We start from the raw sequence: 25,295 nt of genomic DNA on the forward strand, positions 1-25,295 counted from the left end.
GCCGGATATCGAGTTCACCAAGGGGCACGGCACCCAGAACGATTTCGTGGTGCTGCCGGACCCGCGCGCCGAGCTGGCGCTGACTCCGGCGCAGGTCGCCGCGCTGTGTGATCGTCAGCGCGGGCTCGGCGCGGACGGCGTGCTGCGGGTCGCGCGCGCCGGTGCGCTCGAGGCCGCGGGTGTGCTCGCGCGGATCCCGGAGGGCGTCGGCCGCGAGGACTGGTTCATGGACTACCGCAACGCCGACGGATCGGTCGCCGAGATGTGCGGCAACGGTGTGCGCGTCTTCGCCCACTATCTGGCGGTATCGGGGCTGGAGACCCGCGACAGCTACGTTGTCGGCAGCCGAGCCGGGGCGCGTCCGGTGACGGTGCACGCCGCGGACGCGGTGGCCGGCGACGTCACCGTCGGTATGGGGCCGGTGCGCGAACTCGGCGCATCCACCGCGACGATCGCGGGCTGGGCGCTGTCCGGGATCGGCATCGACGTCGGTAACCCGCACCTGGCCTGCGTCGATCCAGGGATGTCCGCGGAGGCGCTGGCCAAGCTGGACCTGAGCGTGTCGCCCGGCTTCGATCCCGACCTGTTCCCGCACGGGGTGAACATCGAGATCGTCACCGCGCTGGACGCCGAGCGCTCGGTCGACATGCGCGTCTACGAGCGCGGCGTCGGCGAAACGCGGTCCTGCGGCACCGGCACCGTCGCCGCGGCCGCCGCCGCGCTGGCCGCGGACGGTTTCCGGATCGCCGAGGACACCGGACGGGTGACCGTCCGGGTGCCCGGCGGGGCGGTGACCGTCGGACTGGAGCGCGGCTCGGCGTGGCTGCGCGGGCCGTCGGTCCTGGTGGCCACCGGACGCCTCGCCGGAGCCTGGTGGGACGGCTTGTGAGCTCGAGCGGCGGGGCCCGCGGATAACCGGATGCGTGCTGCGGTGATGTCGTGGCAGCATGGATGGTGTATGAGGAAATCAGAGACGTATGAATTCACCCCGGCGGCCGAGCACGAGCCCCCCGCCGAGGCTTCCGACGACGCTGTGACGGGTGCGGACGCCGCGCCCGGTGACGTCGTCGCCGAGCATGCCGCTCGCATGCGGCGGTCGGGCTGGTCGGCCGATCCGACCGTGGGTGAGCTCCAGCTGGACGAGCGCAGCTCGCTGCGCCGCGTGGCGGGCCTGTCCACCGAGCTCACCGACATCACCGAGGTCGAGTACCGGCAGCTGCGCCTGGAGCGCGTCGTGCTGGTCGGTGTCTGGACCGCGGGGACCGCCGCGCAGGCGGAGGCGAGCATGGCCGAGCTGGCGGCGCTGGCCGAGACCGCGGGTTCGCAGGTGCTGGAGGCGCTGATCCAGCGTCGCGACCGGCCGGATCCGGCCACCTACATCGGCTCCGGCAAGGCCGACGAGCTGCGCACTGTGGTGCTGGAAACCGGCGCCGACACCGTGATCTGCGACGGCGAGCTGACCCCTGCTCAGCTGACCGCGCTGGAGAAGGTCGTCAAGGTGAAAGTGATCGACCGGACCGCGCTGATCCTGGACATCTTCGCCCAGCACGCCACCTCCCGGGAGGGCAAGGCGCAGGTCTCGCTGGCCCAGATGGAATACATGCTGCCGCGATTGCGCGGTTGGGGTGAGTCCATGTCCCGTCAGGCCGGTGGCCGAGCGGGCAGCAACGGCGGTGTGGGTCTGCGTGGCCCCGGTGAGACCAAGATCGAAACCGATCGCCGGCGCATCCGCGAACGGATGGCCAAGCTGCGCCGCGAGATCCGGGAGATGAAGACCGCGCGCGACACCATGCGGGCACGCCGCACCTCCAGCGGCATTCCGTCGGTGGCGATCGTCGGCTACACCAACGCGGGCAAGTCGAGCCTGATGAACGCCCTCACCGGCTCCGGCGTGCTGGTGCAGGACGCGCTGTTCGCCACCCTGGACCCGACCACCCGCCGGGCCGAGCTCGACGACGGCCGCGAGGTCGTCTTCACCGACACCGTGGGCTTCGTTCGCCACCTGCCGACCCAGCTGGTCGAGGCGTTCCGCTCCACCCTGGAGGAGGTGACCGGCGCCGACCTGCTGCTGCACGTGGTGGACGGCTCCGATGCGCTGCCCGCCGAGCAGATCAAGGCCGTGCGCGAGGTGATCACCGATGTGATCAAGGAATCCGGCACGCCGCCCCCGCCGGAACTGCTGGTGGTCAACAAGCTCGACGCGGTCGGTCCGACCGACCTCACCCACCTGCGCGCGCTGGTGCCCGACGGATCCTTCGTCTCCGTGCACCGCGGGCTTGGCATCGACGCGCTGCGGGAGCGGCTCGCCGAGATGCTCGGCGGACTGGACGTGGAGATCAGTGTGCTGCTGCCGTATACGCGCGGCGACCTGCTGGCTCGCATCCACGCCGACGGTCGCATCCTGAGTTCCAGCCATGAGGAGGGCGGCACCCGGGTTCGCGCGCGCGTCCCGCACGCCCTCGCCGCCGCGGTGTCCGAGTACGCGCACGCGGGCACGGACGGTGCGGGGGAGAACGGCGAGCACGTCTCCCCGTAGACGTGTGGCTTGCCGCTGTTGCTCGGTGACTTCCACTGTGGTGTGGGCGTATTCACATCGGACGATGGTCCTGCGGCGATGAGGCTCCCAGACCGGTGATGACATGCGGATTCATGACGGGCTCCCCGGTGCGACCGGTGAGCCGGTCGATCGACCGCACGGGGCGTGTCGCGGCGTGACGCGCACATCCGATGCGACGCAGTCGATTTCGTTACGCTATCGTCGTCGAATCGACATCAGGAGGGTTCATGTCGGACGCCCGCTCCGCTTCCGGTGCTCGCCATTCCGGCGCCGCGGACAGCGCTGATCCGGTACTCAGCGACGGTGCGCCGCTGTCGGTTTCGCTGAGCGACACCGATCTGCGGCTGATCGACACCCTGCTCGGGCCACTGCGCGCGTGGACCAGCCCGCGCTTCTACGGCTTGGAGAACATCCCTGCCGAGGGGCCGGTGCTGCTGGTCGGCAACCACAATCTGATGGGTGGCATAGACGCCCCGATGCTGCTGCCCGAGGTGCTGCGCCGCCGCGGGCGCCTCATCCGCGGTCTCGCAGAGAACGTCCTGATCAACGTCCCCGGCGTGCGTCACCTGCTGCACTACTTCGGTGCGGTGCGCGGAAGCAGGTCCAACTGCCTGGCTTTGCTCCGGCGCGGCGAGGCCGTCATGGTGTTCCCCGGCGGCGGTCGCGAGGCGGTCCGCCGCAAGAACGAGAAGTACGTGCTGAAGTGGGAGGGTCGTAGCGGCTTCGCGCACATGGCGATCGAGGCGGGCGCCCCGATCGTCCCGGTCGCGATGATCGGCGTCGACGACGCCTACGACATCGTGGTCGACGGCAACCATCCGCTCCTGCGCCCGCTGCGCTGGACCGTGGAGGCACTCGGGCTCAGTCGTGAGCTCACCCCTCCGCTGATCCGCGGCGTCGGCCCCACCGTCATCCCGCGGCCGGAGCGTTTCTACTTCTCCGCAGGCGCCCCGATCGACCCGGCGCCCTGGCGCGAAGCCGACGATAAGCACGCGGCCGCGACGGAATTCCGCGACGTCGTGCGCAAGGCGCTGGAGGAGGAGATGAAGTTCCTCTTCGCCGAACGGGAGCGCGACGAAGGCCGCACCCTGGTGGGGCGTCTGCGTGGTTGGCTGAAACGCTGACGGCCGCTGCGCTTTCGGCATTCGCCGCGTTCCATCGACGGTCGGAGAAGCGGACCGCGCGGCTCGCGACTTTTCTCGTCACCGGTCGGCCGCCGGTTGTCGATTTCGACACCTGATTTCATCCCGCCGCATCACCGAACGCGGCTGCGCCGCTGATGCGTTCGACGGGGCTTCTTCCAACCCTCCGCGCCGGTGCCGGTCAGCACATCACCCGGTCACGGCGGCTCACGCTGTTGCGGCGGTGCTCACCTGCGATCAGCCACCGATCCGTTAACGGGTCGCTACGGCGCTGATGCCGCCTTTCCGCCAAGCTGCCACCCGGCTCGTCCGCCTGACCGTCGAAGGTCGTCACAACCGACGGCGATCAAGTTCTCATCGGGCTCGGTGCCCCGACCTCGCCCGTTCCTGAACCTCTCGGCGGGCGACTGCATACGCAGCAGGCGCTGCGAAGAGAACCGGCCGTTTGCCGTGCATCTCACCGGTCGTTCCAAAGCCGCGCCGCCGGTCCAGGTGAGACCGCCGTTCAGGCCCGGAAGTGAACACGGATTCTCAATCCGGGTACGGTATGAGGCAACGACTGGTCGGTGCGGACCGGCCGGTGTGGTCACTAGGAGGTTGGCGTGGAGCGCACACTGTTCGAACCCGAACATGAGCTGTTCCGGGAGTCGTTCCGCAAGTTTCTCGATCAACACGTCGCGCCGAACCACGCGCAGTGGGAAGAGCAGGGCATCGTCGACCGTGCGGTCTGGCTCGAGGCGGGTAAACAGGGATTCCTCGGCATGGCCATGCCGGAGCAGTACGGCGGCGGCGGAGTGCAGGATTTCCGCTACAACGCCATCGTCGACGAGGAGTCGGTGCGCGGGCAGTACTCCGGTCTGGGCTTCGCGCTGCACAACGATGTGATCGCGCCTTACCTGCTGGAGCTGGCCAACGACGAGCAGAAGCAGCGGTGGCTGCCTGGCTTCTGTTCCGGCGAGATCATCACCGCGATCGCGATGACCGAGCCCGGCACCGGTTCGGACCTGCAGGGCATCAAGACCCGCGCGGTGCGCGACGGCGACGACTGGATCCTCAACGGCGCCAAGACCTTCATCACCAACGGCATCAACTCCGACATCGTGATCGTGGTCGCGCAGACCGACCCGGACAAGGGCGCGATGGGTTTCAGCCTGCTCGTGGTCGAGCGCGGCATGCCCGGCTTCGAGCGCGGCCGCAACCTGGACAAGCTCGGCCTCAAGGCACAGGACACCGCCGAGCTGAGCTTCACCGACGTGCGCGTGCCCAACGCGAACCTCCTCGGCACCGAGGGCATGGGTTTCCTCCACCTCATGCACAACCTGCCGCAGGAACGTCTGTCGATCGCCGTCATGGCGGCCGGGGCGATGGAGTCCTGCCTGGACATGACCATCCAGTACGTCCGCGACCGCACGGCGTTCGGCAAGCCCATCGGCGCCCAGCAGAACACCCGCTTCGTGCTGGCCGAACTGGCCACCAAGACCACCGCGGTGCGGCTGATGGTGGACAAGTTCATCGAACTGCTCAACGAGGGCAAGCTCACCGCCGAGGACGCCGCCATGGCCAAGTGGTGGAGCACCGAAGAACAACTCGACCTGATCAACCGCTGCCTGCAACTGCACGGCGGCTACGGCTACATGAAGGAATACCCGATCGCCAAGGCCTACATGGACGCCCGCGTCCAGACCATCTACGGCGGCACCACCGAGATCATGAAGGAAATCATCGGGCGCAGTTTGAAACTGTCCTGATGCCTCCGGCTCTGGCAGCGGCCTCCTGTCGCTGGCCAGAGTGGAACTGCCCCCAGATATTGGGGGCAGTTTCGCATTTCGATGTCTGGCGCGGCGCGCCCTTACCGGCGGTGGAACTCGCCGTCTTGCACGCCAGCGGTGAAGGCATCCCACTCGCTTGGCGTGAACACCAGGACTGGGCCGGATGCGTCCTTGCTATCGCGCACGCCGACCATGCTCCCGCTCAGGTGAGCTACCTCCACACAGTCCTTGGCCCCCTGGCTCCGGCTACTCTTGAACCACTTCGCCCCGGATAGGTCGATCACTCTCCCAGCTCCTTATTGATTCTCGCCAGCAGCAAGTCTCTGGATGCCGCTTCGGGTAACGCTACATCGGCCAGCTTCTGGGATACGTCTACATACTGTGTCACTTCGACGTCGCGCTCCAAGTAGAGGTCTCCGACAAACCCCTCCACGTAGACAACCGGCGGCTCGATCTGTTTCGACGTTGGCAGTGGCCCGAACCCGAACATGACGAACGAGCGGGTCAACAGCCCTACTGGACTCTTGGCCGTGAACGGCACGATCCGTACCGAGACATTCGGAATCTCGGACAACTCGACCAGATGCCGAAACTGATCCGAGGTAACTCCTGGGCCACCCACCAGATAGTGCAAGACGGCCTCAGAGAGGATCGCGTCGAAACGGAAGTCGCTGTTGGTCAACAGTTCTTGTCGCTTCACCACCAAGTCCAGCACGCGCTCCACCTCTTCCGGTGGCATGTCCGGATGCTCTGCCCACACCAGCGCACGACGGTATTCGCGGGTTTGCAGCAGCCCCGGGACCAGGGTCGTCTGCCAAGAGACGACATGGCTCGCGGACTCTTCCAGCCCCAAGAAGTGATTGAAGGCTTTCGGGATGACATCAGCGTGCGCTCGCCACAAGCCAGCCTTTGACGTTGGGGCTTGCCGGATCTCCTGGGCCAGGTCAAGCAGTAGCCTGCGCTCCACGTCATCGGCCCGGAAGGCGTTGGCCAGGGCATTGATGATCAGGTCCGTGGTCTTGGTGACTTTTCCTTCCTCCAATCGGCCATACGTCTGAGGCGACGTCTCGATGATCCGTGCTGCTCCGTTCTGCGAGATCTCGTTGCGCTCCCGCAGCTTTCGCAGCTGGCGGCCCAAAGCTCGTCTCGGCAGGGTAGATCCAGCGGCCATTTGCTTCCCCTTGCTAACTGGATTCGTCAAATATGGCATACCCCCGTGGCGGAATGCCCGGTCATGAAATGGTGGGGATTCCGCCGCAGATCCACCACGATAGCGCTGCGAATCCCGCTGTGTCCCACGTCTACTGAAGAAGCGCCCGGTGCAGGCCAGCCCCTCGAAAGGGGGACATCGCCTCGAAGCCCGGAGAGCTGAGCGGCGATGGTCCGGCATCCCGGACGGTCATCCCGCCGGACCCTGCACCGGGCGCGTACCAAGACTAGCCAGGAGCGCGGTGTGCCCACAGCGATCATCTTTTTGCGAGCCGAACTGTTCAGCCAAATCGAGACTCGGGACGTACAGGAACTGCACTGCGGCAGACTCGCCGCTGCCCACGGCTGCGATGTGCAGAAAACGGTCATCGCTGACAGCGCCGACCCGATCCCGTGGACGCTCAAGGAGGCCATAGGGCTTGGGTACCAAATTCTGATCACCTACAGCCTGCCGCACATCAACTTCCGAGCCCCGGAAATCGTGCAGCGATGCGGCTTGCTCGTCGGCCATCCCTACGGCTGGTACCACAAGGGGCACGCCGGGGTCATCGCGGGCATGACGATGGCACGACCGCGCTGAAGCTTGAGATACCCGGACGATCTTCGGCTCGTGGCATGGGGCGATGCAAGCCACCGTGCGCAAGGCTGACGTTGCGTCTGCGAAGCTGGTCCGCTTCGACCATGCCACCCTTCGCTCGGCCGCGGGCGAAAGCGCGGCCAGGGTCGCGGCGGAGGTGGTTACGTCGACCAGTCCCACTTCCAACGAGCTGGCCCGCCGACGGGCGGTGCGGCGCAAGCCGTGGCGTCCAGGGCTCCCCAAGGAGCCGAAGCGCTCAGCCCGAACATCGACCTCCGGCGGGCACCTACCTGCATGGAAGAGCATCAGGAGGTAGATAGGTACCCATATCGTGAGTTCTACCGATGTGCGTCGGCGACTCGCCCCTCAAGCTGGAATGTGTCGGTGCTCAGGCTCACAACGGGACGGATCGGACGGTGCGGCTCGTCGGGATCGCCCGAGTGCGAGTGGCGATGACAAACGACTACGACCCACCGCGTGGGACGTTGTGGTGAGGCGGTGAGCGATGTACCTGAACGGAAGTTCAGCAGAGGTCGAGCTGCGGGGACGCCCGCCGGCCGGCGCGGTGCCGCTATTGGAGCCCGGACAGCTGTTCCGGGCGATTTCCGGTCGAGCTATTGCTGCTTCACCGCTCGCCGAGTGGGCGCGAGAACTGAGCGATCTGCATGCCGCACTGATACCGTTCCGGTGCGAAAAGTCGCCACGGCCACCGGGTATCGGTTGTCGGCAAATTCGGGCGGGAATCGATCAGATTGTTGTCGATATCGATGTGTGGGCAGCGCGCCATCTGCCGCGAACGGGCAGCGCGCGCATGCACACGCACTCGCTGGGGGAAGTGATCGCGCACATCGCCAGAAATTATGCCGAGGCATGGTGGACGATGCGGCATGCAACGGACGAAGAAATTCGTCATCAGGCGTGGTTTCACCTGGGCGAGGCTATGGAGGGATATTCGGAAATGGTCAGCCAAATTAGAGCAAGACATCTCCAGCTGCCATTGGGTTCGGTCGGAATCTGGACGAACAGACCGGCCGAGCCGGGTGATCGGGCGTCGAAGGATGTCACCAGGTCTGCAAGTTCCTGACCCGAGCTGAGGGGGCGCACCCCGATCAGCGGCTCGTTGTGCCCTCGACAGACAGCTGCGGTGGACTCGATCCCAGGAGGTACCAACGATGATCACAGACCGGACCACTACCCAGGCGTGGAAAACACGCCTATACGAGGATTTCGCTCGTCTACAGCAACTCGCGTTCCAGCTGGCCGCGGCGGCTTCCGACCACGACCTCACTGCCGCCGAACTTCATGCCACGTTGGACCGCGTCGACACCATCCGCGCCGAGTGGGAACATGCGCCCGCCGCAGCGCGCCAGGTGTGGGCTCAATTGGAGGGGACGCACCGACGGCTGCAATGAGATGCATGATGTATCGCCCTCCGGAACAGCGCGAACGGCGGGTTATGTCACACCGCACGACATGCACATGGTCGCTCGGGTCTTCGGATTCCCGCAGCGCTTCAGCGCTGGACGATAGCCTGCTATGACGCGGAGCACCCAGTGAACAGCGGCCGGGACGGACTGAGTGCGGCCGACCGAAAAGTGGCACAGCTGGCTTTGCGGATCTCTGGCCGCGAGCGCCTGGTGCCGGTTCCGGGCGCGGCTCGTGATATGAGCACAACTTTCAATGACTTGCGAACCAGGCCGCGATTTGCGCACGAGAATTGACGGAGAGCTTCGTGAATGTGTTCTGGATATGAGCATCGACCGTGCGGGTGGAGATGAATAGTTTTTCGGCTATGGCAGAGTTGGTGAGTCCGTTCGCGACCAGGCCGGCTATCTCGAATTCTCGGGCGGTCAAGATCTTCTTCGTATCTCGTCGCTCGGACCCAGCGGCATCGAACTGTACAGCGGCGTCGATCTCGGCGAGTAATGCATCATCGCCGAGCGCCACTCCCTGCCGTACCAACGACTCGTACTTCTTCGCGCCGATGGCAAGCATGGTCGCCTCGGCACAGCTTCGCTGGAATGAGGACAGGTATCCTCGCGCAGCGAAATGGGCGCCGATCTCGCGCCATGACCGCTCGACCGCGCCGACCAGAAGCGCTGCCCGGTCGTGGTCACCATTCGTAGTGGCGATCCATGAGATGACTTGTATGGCAAGGCTGAAGGCTAGTCGGTCTTGGATCTTGTAGCTCGTCACCGCCACTCGCCTCTCGAGTTCGAGGGCGGTCGATGTCTCGCCGAGTCGCCACAGGGAGATGCCGAGGATCCACTGGGCATTGATCGCCAACCATGAAGCTGGCTCCGGGCATCCATCGAAACACTGTTGGGCAAGGTCACGGGCGCTGGCAGGCTCGCCTGCTCCGAGTGCTGCTTGAGCGAGACGGTGCAGGCAGAACAGCCGTGAGACCCATTGCTTCGATGCGATATGTCCCTCGAGCGCCAGGCTGAGTAGCGCGATCGACTTCTTGTAATCTCCACGCAGCAGGTAGCCGAGTCCACGAATTTCCGTTGCGTTCGTCGAGGCGACCTTGTCGCCGATCTCCGCCGCTATGCCCTCGGCCTCGCTGAGCATCCGGTCGGCTTCGATGAAGTCGCCTTGGAGTGTCGCAAGCCACGCACTCGCCCAGAGCGCTTTCGCCCTGGCGGACGTCGGAGCCGGGGATACGTCCAGGAACTTCTCGAACCACTGTCGTCCTTCAGCCAGGTGTCCAGTGGTTCGCCAGTGAATCCACAGGGATGCCGCCAATTTCAGTCCTGCGGCTCTCTCATCGGAATTCTCGAGGCAATAGGCGAGCGCCATTCGGAAGTTCGGAAGTTCCAGTTGCGCAGTAGAGTTCAGGTCCGACCGTGACGAGCACATCCAACTCGTATCGCGTTCGGCTGTGAGCATGTAGTGATCACGATGTCTCTTCAGCTCGTCCCGAAAAGTATTCGTTCCAGTTGCTTTCAATGCACCGAACGCGCGTATCGTGTCGAGTAGCTTGTAGCGAACACCAGCGTTTCCATATTCGATCGGTACGACGACCGATTTGTCGACCAGCGAGGGGATCAGTTCCAGGACCTTGTCTGCTTCGAACTCGTCATCTGCGCAGACGGCTTGCGCCGCGGCTAGATCGAATGTGGCGGGAAAAATCGACAGCCTGGCCCACAGCAGTTGCTCGGCCGGCTCGCACAAATCGTAGGTCCACCGGATGAGAGCATCGAGAGTCTGCTGGCGCGGCGGCACAGAGATTCCCCGTGCCGCAAAGAGGCTGAAGCGGCGATCGAGATGGTCGATGAGTTGCTGCACGGTGAACGCTCGCAATCGGACAGCGGCCAGTTCGAGCGCGAGCGGCAGCCCGTCGAGCCGTGCGCAGAGCTGGGCGACATAAGGGGCGTTCGCATTCGATACCTCGAATGCTGGGCTTACTGCCGATGCCCGGTCGATGAGAAGCTTCACGGCGTCGAAGCGTTCGAGTTCGCCGACGCTGATTTCAGGGTTCGGCGGGAAGTCCAGGGGACGCACCTCGAACAAATGTTCGCCGCGCACCCCCAACGGTTGCCGAGTGGTAGTCAGGATATGAACCAGTTCGGTACGCCGGACGATCTCAGCGGTGACCTCCGCGCAGGTGTCGAGGAGATGCTCGCAGGTGTCGAGGACCAGGAGAATTCGGCGGCTGCTCAGGTAGGAGACCACGAGGTCGATCATCGACCGTCCGGCGTCTTCGACGAGGCCCAGACGCCGCGCGATGGTGGAGGCGACGAGTTCGTTGGTCGTAATGTCGGAGAAGTCGACGAAAAAGACTCCATCGGGGAAGGCATCAGCAATGAGTCGGGCCGCTTGGAGTGCCAAACGCGTTTTGCCGACCCCACCCGCGCCGGTCAACGTGACGAAGCGCGTGCATCGCACAAGTCGAGTTACCTCAGCCAGCTCGTCCGTTCGGCCTACGAAACTGGTGATTTCGCTCGGCAGTTGCCGCGCCCATCGCGGTGGGTCACCCATGATAGATTCGTCACTACACCATGTGCCGCTGTATGTCCAGCATCAGCAACTGCTGATCGAGACGGCGGACGACGCGGGAGCGGCGACGGCTACGTAGACCTTCGCGGGCGGAATGGGATCCGTAGTTCTACCGATGCCGTCTTGGCCGCCGCTACCCAGCCTCTGATCTTGTCACGGTGCCGTGTCAACGAAGTCACTCACGAGGCCAGGGGCGCCTTGTCCAATTGGAGACATTCACTCGACGGCAGCTTCGGCCTCGAAGGGACGGGCCGAGCGGTAGGAGTGACAGGGCGATTCCGAGCTGGCGCACTAACCGATCAAGAGCTGGTTCTGGGCGCGACTCGCCCGAGCTTCGGAATGGTTATCGCCGAGACATGTATAGGTGTTTTCCTGCGAGTCGAATGAGACCTCGACTCCTGCCGGGAAGTGGGCAGTCAGCATTGTCTTGCCTTCGTGAATGCACCGCCGCAGCAAAGCAGCGCGGGTTTCCGCAGCCTGCGATGGATCCGAATCCCCGCCTTGGGAAAGGTACGGAAACAGCAGTTGTAGCGGATGATGGATGACGTCACCGCAAAGAATTGACCCGCCGCCGGCCTCGTCGATATCGATTATCAGATGGCCGGTGGTATGTCCGGGTGCGGTTCGAGCAGTGATCACGGCATCGCCCTCAGCGGCCAGCACGCAGTCCGTATCGATGAGTCCCCACCGCCCCTCGTCCAGCACCGGTTGGACACTGTCGTTCCACATACGGATCAAGTCGGCCTGAACTCCGTTGTCAGCACCACCGATTACCAAGTCTCGCATAGCTTCGAACTCCGGCCTGTGGAAGAGATACTCGGCTCTCGGGAACGTCGGCCGCCACGTACCGCTTCTCAGTGTCGTGTTCCACCCGCAATGGTCCGGATGAAGATGTGTGCAAATCACCAGATCGACGTCGTCGGGCTGGATCCGCGCTGCTCGAAGCCTTTCGAGATAGTCCGTTTCGAACATATGATGCGCGACGAGGTTCGGCCGATCACGACCGTTACCGTTTCCGGTATCGACGAGCACGGTAGTCGTGCCGATGCGCACTACGTAGGTATGGATGGCGAGTACGATTGCATGACTTTGCTGGTCGAAAAATCTATCGCCGAGGATCGCGCTCGCCGCGCGTAGCTCATGCTCCGTTATTTGCGGGAACAGATCTGATGCCCTGAAGGTCCATCGATCGAGTTCGCTGACGCGACGTATTTCGACATTGCCGCGGGATCGCGCGATCACGATACATCCCCATTCCAGTCCAGTTTACGAATCACGCTTGGTACGCATCCGCTCTTCCGATTAATTGATCGATTCGTCCGAAACCGTGTCTACCACCGAGACCGTCCATCCACGGTGCATTCGGACCACGGTCCGGCGAATACACTGGATGCAAGATCGCTGAACAATATCCCGCAGAATTCACGATACATCCCAGCTCCTTCGCGCCGGAGAGACGTCGCGATTCATCGGTGCTTCCCGACTCGGCGTATGGACGCTTCGCGGAAGAGGGACGCCGAGCACTCAGGCGATGGCAAGGGGTGCTGCTCAGCAGCGAAGGATGTCTCCGCGCTCACTGGTCTTCGGTAGTGGAGATGGCGGATACCGACCGCGCGAGTTCGGCCGCGACGTCGACGATCATGTCTTCCTGTCCGCCGATGACGCCGCGTCTGCCCAGTTCGATGAGGATGTCACGCTCCGGGACGCCGAATTTCGCGGCCGCACGTTTGGTCGGGTGGTAGAAGGTCGAGTAGACACCGGCGTAGCCGAGGACGAGTGCGGTCTCGTCGATGACCTGGGGTTGTTTCATCAACGGCGCCATTATGTGTTCGGCGGTGTCGATGAGGCCGAAAAGGTCTGCGCCGGTCCGGTATCCGGCTCTTTCGGCAGCCGCGGCGAGCACTTCGGTTTGGGCGTTCCCCGCGCTCGCACCCAGTCCGCGGAGGGAGCCGTCGAGGTAAGTAGCGCCGTTCTCGGCCGCGGCTAGGGAGTTGGCGATACCGACCCCGAGATTGTTGTGGGCGTGGAACCCGATGTCCGCGCCGATCGCCTCGCGCAGCGCGGCGACGCGTGCGGCCGCGTCATGCGGAAGCAGGGCGCCCGCCGAATCGACGACGTAGACCACTTGCGCACCGTAGGCGTCGAGTTTGCGTGCCTGCTCGGCCAGTGCGGCGGGGTCGAGTTTGTGGCTCATCATCAGGAAGCTCATGACCCGCATCCCGTTCTCCCTGGCCCAGCCGATGGGTTGTTCGGCGCAATCGGCTTCGGTGCAGTGGATCGCGATGCGCACTGTCCGTGCTCCTGCCTGCTGCGCCTCCGCGAGTTCGGCCAGAGTGGCGATGCCCGGGACATACAGCACGGCTATGTCCGCGTTGTCGACGGCTTCGACCGCGGCCCGGACGTATTCGGCATCGGAGGCGGCGGCGAATCCGTATTGGATGGACGAGGCGCCGAGGCCGATACCGTGGGCAACTTCGATGGTGCCGATCCTGGCTCGGTCCAGGCCGCGTGCCACGGCGGCGACCTGGTCGACGCTGAACTGGTGGGAGACGCTGCTCATGCCGTCGCGCAAACTGGTGTCGACGAGGTTGATCCACGGCTGCTCGGTCATGCCGGGACTCCTTCGCTGCTGAACTTGCCCGCCTTGGCCTCGGCGACCTGGACGGCCGCCGCGGTGATGATGTCGAGGTTGCCGGCGTAGGTGGGCAGATAATCGCCCGCGCCTTCCACTTCGAGCATGACGGTGACCAAGTCGCCGTCGACGTCGAAGTACCGCAGCCGGTAGCCCGGGACGTACTGCTGCACCCTGGCGACCATGGCGCGCACGGCGTACTCGATCCGTTCCGGGGAAGGCTGCCGCACGCGGGCGTAGACGGTGTCACGCATGAGCATCGGCGGTTCGGCGGGGTTGATCACGCTGATCGCTTTGGCGCGGTCGGCTCCGGCGACGGTGACGAGCGCACGGCCGGTCTTCTCGCTGAACTCGCTGAGGTTCTGCCGCGTGCCCGGTCCCGCGCCGGCGCTGGCGATCGCGGCGACGATCTCGCCGTAGGTGGCGTCGGCGGCGTCATTGATCGCGGCCAGGATCGGAATCGTCGCCTGGCCCGCGCAGCTGACCATGTTGACGTTGGCCGCACGCAAGTGCTGCTCGAGATTGACCGCCGGAACGACGTAGGGGCCGACCGACGCGGGTGTGAGGTCGATCGCGGTGATCCCGGCAGAGGCGTAACGCGCCGCGGCCGCGGCGTGGACCTTGGCCGAGGTCGCCTCGAAGATCATGTCGGGCAATTCCGCCCTGGACAGCAACCAGTCGACTCCCTCCGCCGACGTTTCCAGGCCGAGTGCGCCGGCGCGTTTCAGTCCTTCGCTCGCCGGATCGATGCCGATCATGTATCGAGGCTCGACGTACTCGGAGCGGCGCAGCTTGTACAGCAGGTCCGTGCCGATGTTCCCGGAGCCGACAATTGCGGCCGTCGCTTTGGCCATGGCCAGTTCTCCTTCCGTCCGCCCGCGTCGGCGGACCCCTAGACAGTCCGTCTCCGGGGCCGCACAATTCAACGCGTGAGTCCCATTCATCGAGACGAAGGCGAGATCTCGGGGATCGGCCGGGCGAGTGTGCTGCTGAACGCTTTTCGATCCTCGAACGGGACCTTGACCAGCGGCGAGCTGATCGAGCGCTCGGGCTTGCCGCGGTCGACTGCGCATCGGATGATCCGTGAACTCGTGCGCTGTGGCTTCCTGGAGCGGCAGGGGCGGGCGCTGCGCCTGGGCATCATGCTGTTCGAGTTGGGGCAATTGGTGTATCGGCCGCGCAGTCTCGTGGATGCCGCGCGGCCGTTCATGACCGACCTGCGGGAGGCGACGCGGCAGAACGTGGGCGTCGCGGTACTCGTCGAGCGAGAGGTTCTCTACGTGGAGGTACTACGGGGGAAGGACGGGCCTCGGGTGCCGTCGCGGGCGGGCGGGCGCTGGCCCGCGCATGCCAGTTGCAGTGGGAAGGCGATCCTGGCGTTCTCCCGGCCGGAGGATGTTCGAGGCGTGCTGGCCGACGGCCTTGCCGGGCTGACGGAGAACACCATCACCGATCCGGACGCCCTCGCCGAAGAGCTGGCGCGAATTCGCCAGCGCGGCATCGCATACGACCGTCAGGAGTCGTTCCGCGGCGTGATGGCCGCTGCGTCGCCGATCATGGGGCCCAGCGGTGACGTCGTCGGCGCACTGAGTGTGTCGGGATTGGCCGGACGGATCAACCTCGCCCGCGTGGACGCCGCGGTGCGGGCGAGCGCGCTGGCCGTATCACGTGAACTCGCTCGAGCTTATGGTGGATTCCGGCCGGCCGGTTAGCCGCGGCCGATGAACGGCATCGCGGTGGCCATGATCGTGAGGAATTGAATATTGGCTTCCAGCGGAAGATTCGCCATATGCCGGACCGCGGCGGCGACGTCGCCGACGTCCATAGTCGGCTCCGGGCGTACCGATCCGTCCGCTTGTGGCACACCGTGACTCATCGCCCCGGTCATATCGGTGGCCGCGTTGCCGATGTCGATCTGGCCGCAGGCGATGTTGTATGCCCTCCCATCGAGCGAGAGGGATTTGGTCAACCCGGTGATCGCGTGTTTCGTCGCGGTATAGGCGATGCTGTTCGGCCGAGGGCTGTGGGCGGAGATCGATCCGTTGTTGATGATGCGACCCCCCTCGGGGCGTTGCGTGCGCATCATCCGGAACGCCTGCTGTGCGCAGAGGAATGCGCCGGTCAGGTTGATGTCCACGCAGGACTGCCACTGCTCGAACGGTAACTCGTCCGGAGCGGCGGGTGCGCCGAAAATGCCCGCGTTGTTCACCAGCAGGTCCACTCGGCCGAAGCGGCGGCTGACCTCGGCAAACAAGGCCCGTACCGATTCCGGACTGCTGACGTCGGTGGGAACAGCCATTGCCCGGCGGCCGATCAGGGTCGCGGTGTCACGCAACGGGGCCGCCCTCCGCCCGGCAAGGACTATGGTCCAGCCGTCGTCGGCGAGGGTCGCCGAGATCGCCCGCCCCAGCCCGGAACCTCCGCCGGTAACCACGGCGATTCGTTCGTCTGCCACGATTCCTCCGCTCAATGATTGTTCCGCCGCACGCCCGCGTCTCGGCGCCCGACCAGGAAATCCAGGTCCGCTCCGCGGTCGGCTTGGAGCACGTGGTCGATGTAGAGCCGCTGATATCCGCTGTCGGCGACGGGTGATGGCGGCGTGAGGCTCTGCCCGCGCCTGGCGAGTTCGTCGTCGCTGAGGTCGACGCGCAGGCTGCGTGATTGTGCGTCGAGCTCGATGACATCACCGGTACGCACCAGCGCCAGCGGACCTCCGGCCGAGGACTCGGGCGCCACATGCAGCACGACGGTGCCGTAGGCCGTGCCGCTCATTCGCGCGTCGGAGATTCGGACCATGTCGGTGATTCCCTGCGCCAGTAGCTTCTTCGGCAGCGGCAGGTTGCCGACCTCCGGCATACCGGGGTAGCCACGAGGTCCAGCTCCCCTCAGCACCAGCACACTGTTCTCGTCCACGTCGAGGTCCGGATCGTCGATTCGGGCGGCGAGGTCCTCCACGCTGTCGAACACCAGCGCGCGGCCACGATGGCGCAGCAGATGCGGCGACGCGACCGACGGCTTGATCACCGCACCATTCGGCGCGAGATTGCCTCGCAGAACGGTAATCCCGGCGCGGCGAAGCACCGGCTGCCCGACGGACCGGATGACTTCGCGATCCCAACACTGGGCGTCGGCAACATTCTCGCCCAACGTTTTCCCCGTGACCGTCAAAGCGCCACGGTGCAAGTGGTCGCTCAACTCAGCAAGCAGCGCGGGCATGCCACCCGCCTCGAAGAAGTCCTCCATCAAGAACCGGCCCGACGGCAGCAGATCGACCAGCAGCGGCGTATCGTGGCCGAGACGGTCGAAATCATCCAGTGCCAATGGCACGTCCAGGCGTCCGGCCAAGGCGAGCAGATGGATCACCGCATTGGTCGAACCACCCAGTGCCGCGTTGACCCGGATGCCATTCTCGAAGGCGTCGCGGGTGAGTACCCGCGAAATCCGCAGATCCTCGGCCACCATCTCGACGATTCGGACGCCCGCGTCGTGGGCGAGTACCCGGCGGCGGGCATCGACGGCCGGGATGGCGGCGTTGCCGGGGAGCCCCATGCCCAGCGCTTCGACCAGACCCGCCATCGTGGACGCGGTGCCCATCGTGTTGCAGTGCCCCGCCGACCGGGACATGCAGGCCTCGGCCTCGAGGAAGTCGCCAACCGGCATGCGTCCAGCACGCACGTCCTCCGACATCGAGAACACATTCGTACCCGACCCGAGCCGTTGTCCGCGGAACCGGCCGGTCAGCATCGGGCCCCCGGACACCACCAGCGTCGGCAGATCGCAGCTGGCCGCGCCCATCAGCAGGGCCGGCGTCGTCTTGTCGCAACCGCAGAGCAGCACGACACCGTCGATCGGATTGGCGCGGATCGACTCCTCGACGTCCATGCTGACCAGATTGCGCAGCAGCATGCTGGTCGGACGCAGCAACGTCTCTCCCAGCGATGTCACCGGGAATTCGACCGGGAATCCGCCCGCTTCGTACACGCCGCGCTTGACATGCTCGGCGATCTCCCGCAGATGCGCATTGCAGGGCGTCAGCTCCGACCAGGTGTTGCAGATCCCGATCACGGGCCGCCCGTCGAACATGCGCGCCGGTATGCCCTGGTTCTTCATCCACGAACGCGCCGCGAAGCCGTTCAGGTCGTGGGGGCCGAACCAGTCGCGTGACCTGAGTTCGGTGGTCATAGTCGCTCCAATCCCAGCATTTCGCGGGCTTCGGCCGCGGTAGCCGGTTCCATACCCAGCTCGCGCACGATGCGTACGATCCGCTGCACGGCGGCAAGATTGGTGGTCGGTTTCCCCCCGGCGTCCCGGAGGTTGTCCTCCAACCCGACTCGGACATGCCCGCCGAGGAGCAGCGCGTGCACCAAAGCATCGGTGTCCGGCTCGCCCACCGCGCTGACGGTGAACAGGCTCTGCTGGGGCAGCAGATCGACCATCAGCTGCAGGTTCTTCGGTGAGTACGGCAGCGCCCCTTGGAACACCCGGTCCAGACCGAACACCAGATTGACGAAGTACGGTGGCGAGTCGTATCCGCCGCCGATGAGCGCGGCGATCTCCTGGGCAAGGTGCGTGGGGCCGAACGCCTCCCATTCGGGTTTGATCTCCTTGGCGCGCATGCCCTCCGCCAATTCGCGCCCCCGCGACGGCGAGGTCGCGAGCAAGACCTCGCGGTCGCCGACGCTCGCGAAGCACGTCATCGCGTCGAGTGTGCACATGTCGGCGCCGCCGTCGAGGCCGCGCAGCCGCTGCGCCCAGCTGACCTCGTGGTAGCCGGACTCGTTCCAGGTGAGCAGGTCTCCGTTCACGCCGCCGCCGGTGGAGTTGTTGATCACGATGTCGCAGCGGGCCCGGATCAGCGTGTTGGTCTCCCGGTAGACCGCGGGATCGCAGGTGGCCTCGTCGTCCTGGCGGCGGGCGTGCAGGGCGGCGATGCTCGCTCCGGCGTTGTAGCAGCGCAGCACATCCGCGGCGATCTCGTGCGGTTGCGTGGGGAGGTTCGGGTTGTCGGCCTTGTTCGCCAGTCCGCCGGTCGGCGCGACGGTGACGATCACCTTGCGTCCGGTCATGGCGTCGGCTCCGGGGAGGTTTCGAGGAATCGCAGCACCGCGTCGGAGACACGTTCACCGATGCGGAAACCCGCGTTCTGCGCGGTCTCGTTCACGAACGACACGACACCGTTGTCCCAGGTGTCCATGCCGTTGCTGATCTCGGCGGACATGTGGCTCACCGCGACCGCCGGGATGCCGACCTCGTCCAGCGCGGTGATTCCCGCGACGCCTGCGCCATCCTTGCCGATACCGGCGTCGTTGAGCACGACACATCCAAGACTCAGCCGCCGGGCCGCGGTACCGGATGCGGCGCCCCCGTTGGACGCGGCGACGATCACGTGATTCCGATCGGCCTCGGTTGCCTGTGACAGGCTGTCCATGACCACGACCTGCCGACCGCGACCGGAGTGCACGACTTTTCTCAACATTCGGCGGCCTCCTGTGTCCCGTCCACGGTGATCCTGCGGATCTCGTTCTGAACGCGTGCGCCCACGGTGTAGCCCTGCCGGCGAGCGGTGTCATTGACGAAGGTGATCACCCCGTGTTCCCAGACGTCGGTGCCGTCGCCGATGCGGGCCGACTCGTGCCCCACGGCGACACCCGCGATCGCGTCGGCGTCGATTTCTTCCAACCCTCTGATCCCGGCGTTGTTCTTACCGAATCCGGCGTCGTTGGCCACCAGGCACGACACGGTGAACCGGCGCGCGTACTCCCCGGCGCTGGCTCCGCCGTGCGAACCGGTCACGATGACGCGGCCCGCGTCGGCGCGCGAGGCGTAGGAGACCGAATCCATCACCGCCACTTGTTGTCGACCGTGCCCGATGACGAGGCGAGGACGCGCGGGTGGCATGCCGAGCATTTCGGCGGCTTCGGCCGGAGTCGCCACCGCCCTGCCTCGCTCGCGGGCCATATCCCGTATCAGGGCGACGAGTTCCGGGTTGGTCGGTGCGCCGAGTTCCAAGTGCGGGTAATCGCCGAGACCGATGGCGACGTGTCCCCCGCGTTCGATGGCCGCGGTCGCGACGTCGAGGACATTGCCCGCGTGCACGCTCACCGCCCATTCGATCTGTTTGCCAGCCGGAAGGAAGCCCAAGTGGGCGTCGAGTCCCGCCGTTGTTCCTGGATGGGCCGCCACGAACTCCGGACCGCCCAGCACCAGCAGGACGAAGGCCGGTTCCTCGATCTCGCCCGCGTCGAGCAATGCCTCGATACTGCGCGTCCAGCTGATGTTGAACGAGGCCAGCAGTGGTTTCATGGCAAGCTCGCGCGCGGTGCGCAGAACGCGTGCGACGCTACCGACGTCGTTCACGAAAACCCGGTCGGTGCTGCGGAATTCGTGCCCCTGCCAGTCGTAGCGGTCGAGGTTCGCACAACCAACGTCGACGGACAAGAAGTCGGCGCGGGTCATCGGATCATGGGCGTTGTCCACGATGTTCGCCAGCCGTTCGGTGATGGTGGCGCCCGGCGCGTTCGCCAGTGACGGTGCGAGCAGCAGGTCGGTGCGTTCGCGAATCGCCCGGATCGTCCTCGCGTAACCGTCGGTGCTGTGGTCGGCGCCGCCGTCGGTGGTCCGAGCGTGGAAGTGCATCATCGCCGCGCCTGCGTCGCGGGCGGCAGCAGCGTCCCGAGCGATCTCGTCCGCTGTCCAGGGGACGTGTGGATTCGGCGCTCGCATCGCGCCTTCGTTCGGGTGCACGCTGATAATCAGTTTCTTCACCGGTTCGCCTTCCCGACTCCTGCGTGGTCCGACCGCAAACTCCAACCCGCCCCGGCAGTTTGCCCGCCGTCGACGGTCAGGGTTTGGCCGGTGATGAAGGCGGAGCGCTCGTCGAGCAGAAACGCGATCGCATTCGCCGTTTCGGATGGCCGGGCGTAGCGGCCCAGCGGAATGGCCGGCAGAATAACGGCCCGCACTTCCGGTGTGTGCGCGGCGGTCACGAGCGGCGTCTCGGTGGCGCCCGGCGCGAGACAGTTGGCACGGATGCCCAGCGGGCCCAGTTCCACCGCCATCACTTTGGTCATCGTGATGACCCCGCCCTTGGATGCGCTGTACGCGGTGCGGCCGGGGCTGCCGCGCAAGCCGGACACCGAGGAGATCGTCACGATCGAGCCGCCCGTGCGCATGTGCCTGGCCGCGGCGCGGGCCACCAGGAACGTTCCGACCAGATTCACCTCGATCACCTGCCGGAACAGTTCCGGTGTGCTGTCGAGAAACGCCGTGGTGGAGCCGATTCCAGCTGCGGTGACCACACCGTGCAGGCCGCCGAACTCGGCGGCTGCCGCGTCGGCCATCGCGTCGACCGCGTCGCCGTCGGTCACGTCGAGTTGTTCGAATCGCACGTGCTCGGTGTAGTCCGGTAGGCGGTCGCGAGCCTGGTCGAGCGCGGTCGCGTCTCGATCGGCGACGACAACGCGCCAGCCGTCCCACAGTAGCCGTTCGACCGTGGCGAGTCCGATTCCCGAGGCGCCGCCGGACACGATGGCCGTCCGGGCGGCGGTCACGAGACCATCTCCCGAATCGGGTCCCGGCCGTCCCAACCCTCCGCGGCCGCGGCGACCGCACGGAAGACTCGCCCCTTGTCGCCGCTGACCTCCGACAGTTCGATCATGGCGCCCGGATGTCCGCCGGGCTCGAAGTAGACGAATCGCTCGTCCGGGCCGCCGCGGCCCGATCGCCCCGATTGCACCACCCGCAGCCCGCCGCTGCGGGCGCGGTGGAGGTCGGCGTCGAAGGTCGTGGTCCAGAACGCGACGTGATGCAGACCTTCCCGCCCCGCGTCGAGGAATTCCCGGAACGCGGTCGGCGCGTCGTCGAGCTGCTGGATCAACTCGATCTGCAGCTCCCCACTCTGGGCGAGGGCGACGCTGATCGTGGCGTCGCTCGGTGTGTCCCGGAACTGCAACTGCCGCACCGGAAGTCGTTCGATGTAGAAGAACGGTCCCACACCCAGCACGTCGATCCAGTGGTGCATCGCCTGCTTCAGATTCCGCACGACGTAACCGTTCTGCCGGATCGGCCCGAACAATCGGCTCATTTCACTTCCCCTCGGTGTTGGCGACTGCCGCAGGCTCTTGCGGCCCGTCGTCCGCGTTCTGCCAGTGCTCCCGCAATGCCCGTCGCATGTCGCGGTTACGGCTGAGCGCGACCGCGAGTACCGCCCCGACGGCGAGCACGGCCCCGAAGGCCGCTATCGCGGGTGCGAAACTACCGGTGGTGTCCTTGATGATCCCGGTGACCTGCGGCCCGAAGAACCCGCCTAGGTTGCCCACTCCGTTGATCAGTGCCAGTCCCGCCGCGGCGGCGATACCGCTGAGCATGGCGCTGGGGAGCAGGAAGAAGATCGACATCGCTGAGTAGAGGCCGATCGCGGCGACGCAGAATCCGACCATTGCCGCGGTGGGAGTATGCAGATTGGCCGAGGCGAACCCGAACCCGGCGGCGGAGACGAGCATCGGCAGCGCGAAGTGCCATACGCGCTCCTTACGCCGGTCCGAGCGGCGCGTCCAGGCCAGCGCGGGCAGCACCGCCAGCAGCGGCGGAACCGCGCCCAGCCAACCGATCTCGAGCTTGCTCCAGCCGAAGCTCGCCAGAATCTGCGGCATCCAGATGCTGTATCCGTTGAGCCCGAACGTAATGGTGAGGAAGACCAGGCACAGCACGAGGACGCGGATGTCGGTCAGGCCGCGCAGCACCGACATCGAGTGCCGCTGCTGGTTGCGTTCGTGCTCGGCGTCAATCGTCCGTTGCAGCCAGGACTGCTCCTCTGGGGTGAGCCATTTCGCCTGGGCGGGATGGTCTTTCAGCACGCGGTAGCACAGGACGCCGAAGACGACTGCCGGTATGCCGGTAATCACGAACAACCAGCGCCACCCGGCGATATTCGCGAGTCCATCCAGTTGCAGGATGTGCACGGACACCGGGGTCCCGATCGCGGACAGGCAGATGAATGTCACGATCCAGCCCATGGCTCGCGCGCGGGCACGATAGGGGAACCAGCGCGTGATGAAGTAAAGAGCGCCCGGTGAGAATCCAGCCTCTGCCGCTCCCAGCAACACTCGAGCGATGGACAGATCGGTCGGCCCCTGCACGAGTGCGGTAGCGATGGTGACCAGGCCCCACGTGATCATGATCCGGGGAATCCACCGGCGGGCCCCGACCTTCGCCAGCACCAAGTTGCTGGGCACCTCACAGAGGGTGTAGCTCCAGAAATAGATGCCCGCGGCGAGCCCGAACGCCGTGGCCGAAAGGCCCAGGTCGGCGTTCATCGTCAAGGCGGCAACGCCGATATTCTGGCGATCCAGATACAAGACGATGTAGCACAAGCCGATGAAGGGCAGGAATCTCCAGCTCACCTTGCGAATTACGCTGGCCTCGATAGCGGCCTCGGCAGTGGTCATATCCACCGCTCCTCTCCAACGCGTCGTTGCGAACGCCGCGTGTGGGCTGGGTCACTACCCATCGCAGCGCACCAGCAGTTCATTCGCAAACCTCCAACCTCGCAACCGATGGATCCCATTCATCGAGACTCCACAGTGGATCTCAATGAATGAGACGGATGTGTTGTGCCTCACAGGTTTGCGGAGGATGGTCCAGCGCATGCGCTTCACCGATGAACGTGTTCCGCCGCCACCGGCTTCGGCCCGGCGGGCCCTGATCAACGATCCGGATGACCTCGTCACCGAGGCATTACGCGGACTCGAGCTCGCGCACCCGCACCTGGTGCGCTGCTCCCTGGACCCCGCCTTCGTCGTCCGCGCCCGGCGATCGGACCGGCCGAAAGTCGCGCTGGTATCCGGCGGCGGCTCCGGGCACGAACCGTTGCACACCGGATTCGTCGGTACGGGAATGCTCGACGCCGCCGTTCCCGGCGCCGTGTTCGCCAGCCCCACCGCGTACCAGATCAGAGCCGCCATCCAGTCCGCGGACCAGGGGCACGGCGTGGTGCTGATCGTGAAGAACTACACCGGGGACGTGCTCAATTTCGCGATCGCCGCCGAACTCGCCGCCGACGAAGGCATTCCCATCGAGACGGTCCTGGTGGACGACGACCTCGCGACCACCCCGTCCGGCGCCAGTGATGGACGTCCGGGCAGGCGCGGCACCGCGGCCGTGGTAGCCGTGGAGAAGATCTGCGGCGCGGCGGCGGAGGCCGGAGCGAGTCTCGGCGACGTCGCCGACCTCGGTCGCCGGGTCGCCGCGTCGGCGCGCACGATGGCCCTGGCGCTGGCCGCCTGCACACATCCGGGACAGCAGCGGCCGTCCTTCGAATTGTCGAGTCACGAAGTGGAATTAGGTGTCGGCATCCATGGTGAACGCGGAACCGGCATGCTTCCCTTCGGACCCGCACGCGAGTTGATCGACGCGCTGGCGACGCCAGTTGTCCGTGCGCTCGACTTGTCCACCGGTGACAGCGTCATCGCGATCGTCAACGGGCTCGGCTCCACCCATCCGCTGGAACTGTCGCTCGCCTATCGCGAGTTGTGCACGGTGCTCGCCGCGCGTGGCGTCACGTCCGTCCGCGCCCTGGTCGGCAACTACGTGACCGCGCTCGACATGCACGGTTGCTCGATCAGTTTGGTGCGCGCCACCGACGAAGTCCTCCGGCTCTGGGACGCTCCCGTCCGCACAGCTGCCCTGACCTGGTGAGGACCGATGAACAACTACCTCGACACACACGCCGCCGAGACTTGGGTCGACCGATTCATCGACCAGGTCGACCGAACCCACCAAGAACTCACCGAACTCGACCGCCGGGCCGGTGACGGCGACTTCGGCACCAACCTCCGTGCCGCACTCCGTCGCGTGACCGCGGCTCGCCGGCGACAGCAGGTGGATTCCGTGGCTGCCTTGTTCACCGCGGTCTCCGACGGTTTCCTGCACACCGGCGGCACCAGCGGTCCGTTGTTCGGCGTGTGGTTCCGCAAGATCGCGGCGGGCTGTGCGGTTGAGCCGGGCAATCGAGTCACTCTCTCCGACCTTGCCTGTGGGTTCGTCGACGCTGTCGAGGCCGTCCAGCGTCTCGGTCATGCCGAGGTGGGGGACAACACGATGGTCGACGCCATGGCACCCGCCGCTCGGGCTCTGACCACGGCGGCCGAACGCGACACCGACCTCCGCACGGGGCTGCGCCTGGCCGCCGCCGCGGCCCGGCGCGGTGCCGCGTGCACGGAACGGATGCTCGCACGCAAAGGCCGAGCCAGCTACGTCGGCGCACACGCCGCGGGCGTCATCGACCCCGGCGCGTTGACCGTCGCCCTGTTCTTCGAGGCAGCCTCCTCGGCCCTCGAATAGCCGCGGCCCGATCCTTCCGTCGGGCGCACCCAGCCTCCAACCACCGCAATCGGTGCGAGGAACCCCAGAG

At 65.8% G+C, this 25,295-nt stretch carries 22 protein-coding genes and 1 pseudogene; 9 read left to right on the top strand and 14 right to left on the bottom strand.

The annotated features are described in order from the left end of the window. Positions 1–7 precede the first annotated feature (7 nt). The 4 genes from dapF (at position 8) to OHA40_RS26525 (ending at position 5,447) form a co-directional block, all read left to right on the top strand. Positions 8–889: a diaminopimelate epimerase gene (gene dapF, locus OHA40_RS26510; protein WP_330234391.1), complete on the top strand. Its 882-nt coding sequence runs from the start codon at positions 8–10 to the stop codon at positions 887–889. 198 nt (positions 890–1,087) lie between these two features. After that, positions 1,088–2,536, top strand: a complete 1,449-nt coding sequence (gene hflX / locus OHA40_RS26515) for a GTPase HflX (RefSeq protein ID WP_330234392.1) — start codon at positions 1,088–1,090, stop codon at positions 2,534–2,536. Positions 2,537–2,784: 248 nt separating this feature from the next. Continuing rightward, on the top strand, positions 2,785–3,681 hold the full coding sequence (locus tag OHA40_RS26520) for a lysophospholipid acyltransferase family protein (protein ID WP_330229570.1): 897 nt from the start codon (positions 2,785–2,787) through the stop codon (positions 3,679–3,681). Between the two features lie 620 nt (positions 3,682–4,301). Next, positions 4,302–5,447 carry an acyl-CoA dehydrogenase family protein gene (locus tag OHA40_RS26525; RefSeq protein WP_330229571.1) on the top strand — a complete coding sequence of 382 codons (1,146 nt, stop codon included), beginning with the start codon at positions 4,302–4,304 and terminating at the stop codon, positions 5,445–5,447. A gap of 101 nt (positions 5,448–5,548) precedes the next feature. On the opposite strand, the gene OHA40_RS26530 is transcribed toward OHA40_RS26525, so the two are convergent. Together OHA40_RS26530 and OHA40_RS26535 are read right to left on the bottom strand one after the other, a co-directional pair. Then, positions 5,549–5,752 carry a DUF397 domain-containing protein gene (locus OHA40_RS26530; protein ID WP_330229572.1) on the bottom strand — a complete coding sequence of 68 codons (204 nt, stop codon included), beginning with the start codon at positions 5,750–5,752 and terminating at the stop codon, positions 5,549–5,551. Beyond that, the gene (locus tag OHA40_RS26535) at positions 5,749–6,639 is read right to left on the bottom strand and encodes a helix-turn-helix domain-containing protein (protein ID WP_330229573.1); all 891 of its coding nucleotides are present in this window, start codon (positions 6,637–6,639) and stop codon (positions 5,749–5,751) included. Before OHA40_RS26535 ends, OHA40_RS26530 begins: the two co-directional genes overlap by 4 nt. A gap of 282 nt (positions 6,640–6,921) precedes the next feature. Here OHA40_RS26535 and OHA40_RS26540 point away from each other — a divergent pair, with 282 nt between their 5' ends. From OHA40_RS26540 to OHA40_RS26550, 3 genes are all read left to right on the top strand, one after another. After that, a complete protein-coding gene (locus tag OHA40_RS26540; protein WP_330229574.1) occupies positions 6,922–7,257 on the top strand; it encodes a hypothetical protein in 336 nt (111 codons plus the stop codon). Positions 7,258–7,759: 502 nt separating this feature from the next. Beyond that, the gene (locus OHA40_RS26545; RefSeq protein WP_330229575.1) at positions 7,760–8,338 is read left to right on the top strand and encodes a hypothetical protein; all 579 of its coding nucleotides are present in this window, start codon (positions 7,760–7,762) and stop codon (positions 8,336–8,338) included. Between the two features lie 88 nt (positions 8,339–8,426). Next, positions 8,427–8,666, top strand: coding sequence for a hypothetical protein (locus tag OHA40_RS26550; protein ID WP_330229576.1), 240 nt, complete (start codon positions 8,427–8,429; stop codon positions 8,664–8,666). A gap of 265 nt (positions 8,667–8,931) precedes the next feature. On the opposite strand, the gene OHA40_RS26555 is transcribed toward OHA40_RS26550, so the two are convergent. The 4 genes from OHA40_RS26555 to OHA40_RS26570 form a co-directional block, all read right to left on the bottom strand. After that, the gene (locus tag OHA40_RS26555; RefSeq protein ID WP_330229577.1) at positions 8,932–11,235 is read right to left on the bottom strand and encodes a LuxR C-terminal-related transcriptional regulator; all 2,304 of its coding nucleotides are present in this window, start codon (positions 11,233–11,235) and stop codon (positions 8,932–8,934) included. A 309-nt stretch (positions 11,236–11,544) separates the two neighbouring features. Continuing rightward, a complete protein-coding gene (locus tag OHA40_RS26560; protein ID WP_330229578.1) occupies positions 11,545–12,495 on the bottom strand; it encodes an MBL fold metallo-hydrolase in 951 nt (316 codons plus the stop codon). Between the two features lie 331 nt (positions 12,496–12,826). Continuing rightward, a complete protein-coding gene (gene dmpG / locus OHA40_RS26565; protein WP_330229579.1) occupies positions 12,827–13,864 on the bottom strand; it encodes a 4-hydroxy-2-oxovalerate aldolase in 1,038 nt (345 codons plus the stop codon). Next, entirely contained in the window at positions 13,861–14,739 is an 879-nt protein-coding gene (locus tag OHA40_RS26570; RefSeq protein ID WP_330229580.1) for an acetaldehyde dehydrogenase (acetylating), read from the bottom strand. Before OHA40_RS26570 ends, dmpG begins: the two co-directional genes overlap by 4 nt. A gap of 75 nt (positions 14,740–14,814) precedes the next feature. Between OHA40_RS26570 and OHA40_RS26575 the strand changes: the two genes are divergently transcribed. Continuing rightward, positions 14,815–15,597, top strand: coding sequence for an IclR family transcriptional regulator (locus OHA40_RS26575; protein ID WP_330229581.1), 783 nt, complete (start codon positions 14,815–14,817; stop codon positions 15,595–15,597). Here OHA40_RS26575 and OHA40_RS26580 read toward each other — a convergent pair. Genes OHA40_RS26580 through OHA40_RS26615 form a run of 8 tightly spaced genes read right to left on the bottom strand, consistent with a single transcriptional unit; the run spans position 15,594 to position 23,331 of the window. Next, positions 15,594–16,343 (bottom strand): SDR family oxidoreductase, encoded by a 750-nt coding sequence (locus tag OHA40_RS26580; RefSeq protein ID WP_330234393.1) that lies wholly within the window; start codon positions 16,341–16,343, stop codon positions 15,594–15,596. The genes OHA40_RS26575 and OHA40_RS26580 overlap by 4 nt on opposite strands. 8 nt (positions 16,344–16,351) lie before the next feature. Further along, positions 16,352–18,067 carry an IlvD/Edd family dehydratase gene (locus tag OHA40_RS26585; protein ID WP_330229582.1) on the bottom strand — a complete coding sequence of 572 codons (1,716 nt, stop codon included), beginning with the start codon at positions 18,065–18,067 and terminating at the stop codon, positions 16,352–16,354. After that, positions 18,064–18,951, bottom strand: coding sequence for a 3-keto-5-aminohexanoate cleavage protein (locus OHA40_RS26590; RefSeq protein WP_330229583.1), 888 nt, complete (start codon positions 18,949–18,951; stop codon positions 18,064–18,066). The genes OHA40_RS26585 and OHA40_RS26590 overlap by 4 nt, the downstream gene beginning before the upstream one ends. Continuing rightward, positions 18,948–19,361, bottom strand: a complete 414-nt coding sequence (locus tag OHA40_RS26595; protein ID WP_330229584.1) for a hypothetical protein — start codon at positions 19,359–19,361, stop codon at positions 18,948–18,950. The genes OHA40_RS26590 and OHA40_RS26595 overlap by 4 nt, the downstream gene beginning before the upstream one ends. Then, positions 19,355–20,650 carry a 3-keto-5-aminohexanoate cleavage protein gene (locus OHA40_RS26600; protein ID WP_330229585.1) on the bottom strand — a complete coding sequence of 432 codons (1,296 nt, stop codon included), beginning with the start codon at positions 20,648–20,650 and terminating at the stop codon, positions 19,355–19,357. The genes OHA40_RS26595 and OHA40_RS26600 overlap by 7 nt, the downstream gene beginning before the upstream one ends. After that, a complete protein-coding gene (locus tag OHA40_RS26605; RefSeq protein ID WP_330229586.1) occupies positions 20,647–21,435 on the bottom strand; it encodes an SDR family NAD(P)-dependent oxidoreductase in 789 nt (262 codons plus the stop codon). Before OHA40_RS26605 ends, OHA40_RS26600 begins: the two co-directional genes overlap by 4 nt. Continuing rightward, positions 21,432–21,968, bottom strand: coding sequence for a VOC family protein (locus OHA40_RS26610; protein ID WP_330229587.1), 537 nt, complete (start codon positions 21,966–21,968; stop codon positions 21,432–21,434). Before OHA40_RS26610 ends, OHA40_RS26605 begins: the two co-directional genes overlap by 4 nt. A gap of 1 nt (position 21,969) precedes the next feature. Beyond that, entirely contained in the window at positions 21,970–23,331 is a 1,362-nt protein-coding gene (locus tag OHA40_RS26615; protein WP_330229588.1) for an MFS transporter, read from the bottom strand. A 199-nt stretch (positions 23,332–23,530) separates the two neighbouring features. Here OHA40_RS26615 and dhaL point away from each other — a divergent pair. Further along, positions 23,531–25,225, top strand: a pseudogene (dhaL, locus tag OHA40_RS34780) (dihydroxyacetone kinase subunit DhaL). Positions 25,226–25,295 lie beyond the last annotated feature (70 nt).

The sequence above is a fragment of the Nocardia sp. NBC_00508 genome, assembly GCF_036346875.1.
Taxonomy (GTDB): Bacteria; Actinomycetota; Actinomycetes; order Mycobacteriales; family Mycobacteriaceae; genus Nocardia.

Bases quoted from the DNA above. Each gene is read 5' to 3' on its own strand.
- dmpG (WP_330229579.1), bottom strand. From the start codon at position 13,864: ATGACCGAGCAGCCGTGGATCAACCTCGTCGACACCAGTTTGCGCGAC.
- OHA40_RS26535 (WP_330229573.1), bottom strand. From the start codon at position 6,639: ATGGCCGCTGGATCTACCCTGCCGAGACGAGCTTTGGGCCGCCAGCTG.
- OHA40_RS26595 (WP_330229584.1), bottom strand. From the start codon at position 19,361: ATGTTGAGAAAAGTCGTGCACTCCGGTCGCGGTCGGCAGGTCGTGGTC.
- OHA40_RS26550 (WP_330229576.1), top strand. From the start codon at position 8,427: ATGATCACAGACCGGACCACTACCCAGGCGTGGAAAACACGCCTATAC.
- OHA40_RS26610 (WP_330229587.1), bottom strand. From the start codon at position 21,968: ATGAGCCGATTGTTCGGGCCGATCCGGCAGAACGGTTACGTCGTGCGG.
- OHA40_RS26615 (WP_330229588.1), bottom strand. From the start codon at position 23,331: ATGACCACTGCCGAGGCCGCTATCGAGGCCAGCGTAATTCGCAAGGTG.
- OHA40_RS26545 (WP_330229575.1), top strand. From the start codon at position 7,760: ATGTACCTGAACGGAAGTTCAGCAGAGGTCGAGCTGCGGGGACGCCCG.
- OHA40_RS26555 (WP_330229577.1), bottom strand. From the start codon at position 11,235: ATGGGTGACCCACCGCGATGGGCGCGGCAACTGCCGAGCGAAATCACC.
- OHA40_RS26585 (WP_330229582.1), bottom strand. From the start codon at position 18,067: ATGACCACCGAACTCAGGTCACGCGACTGGTTCGGCCCCCACGACCTG.
- OHA40_RS26590 (WP_330229583.1), bottom strand. From the start codon at position 18,951: ATGACCGGACGCAAGGTGATCGTCACCGTCGCGCCGACCGGCGGACTG.
- OHA40_RS26570 (WP_330229580.1), bottom strand. From the start codon at position 14,739: ATGGCCAAAGCGACGGCCGCAATTGTCGGCTCCGGGAACATCGGCACG.
- hflX (WP_330234392.1), top strand. From the start codon at position 1,088: ATGCGGCGGTCGGGCTGGTCGGCCGATCCGACCGTGGGTGAGCTCCAG.
- OHA40_RS26520 (WP_330229570.1), top strand. From the start codon at position 2,785: ATGTCGGACGCCCGCTCCGCTTCCGGTGCTCGCCATTCCGGCGCCGCG.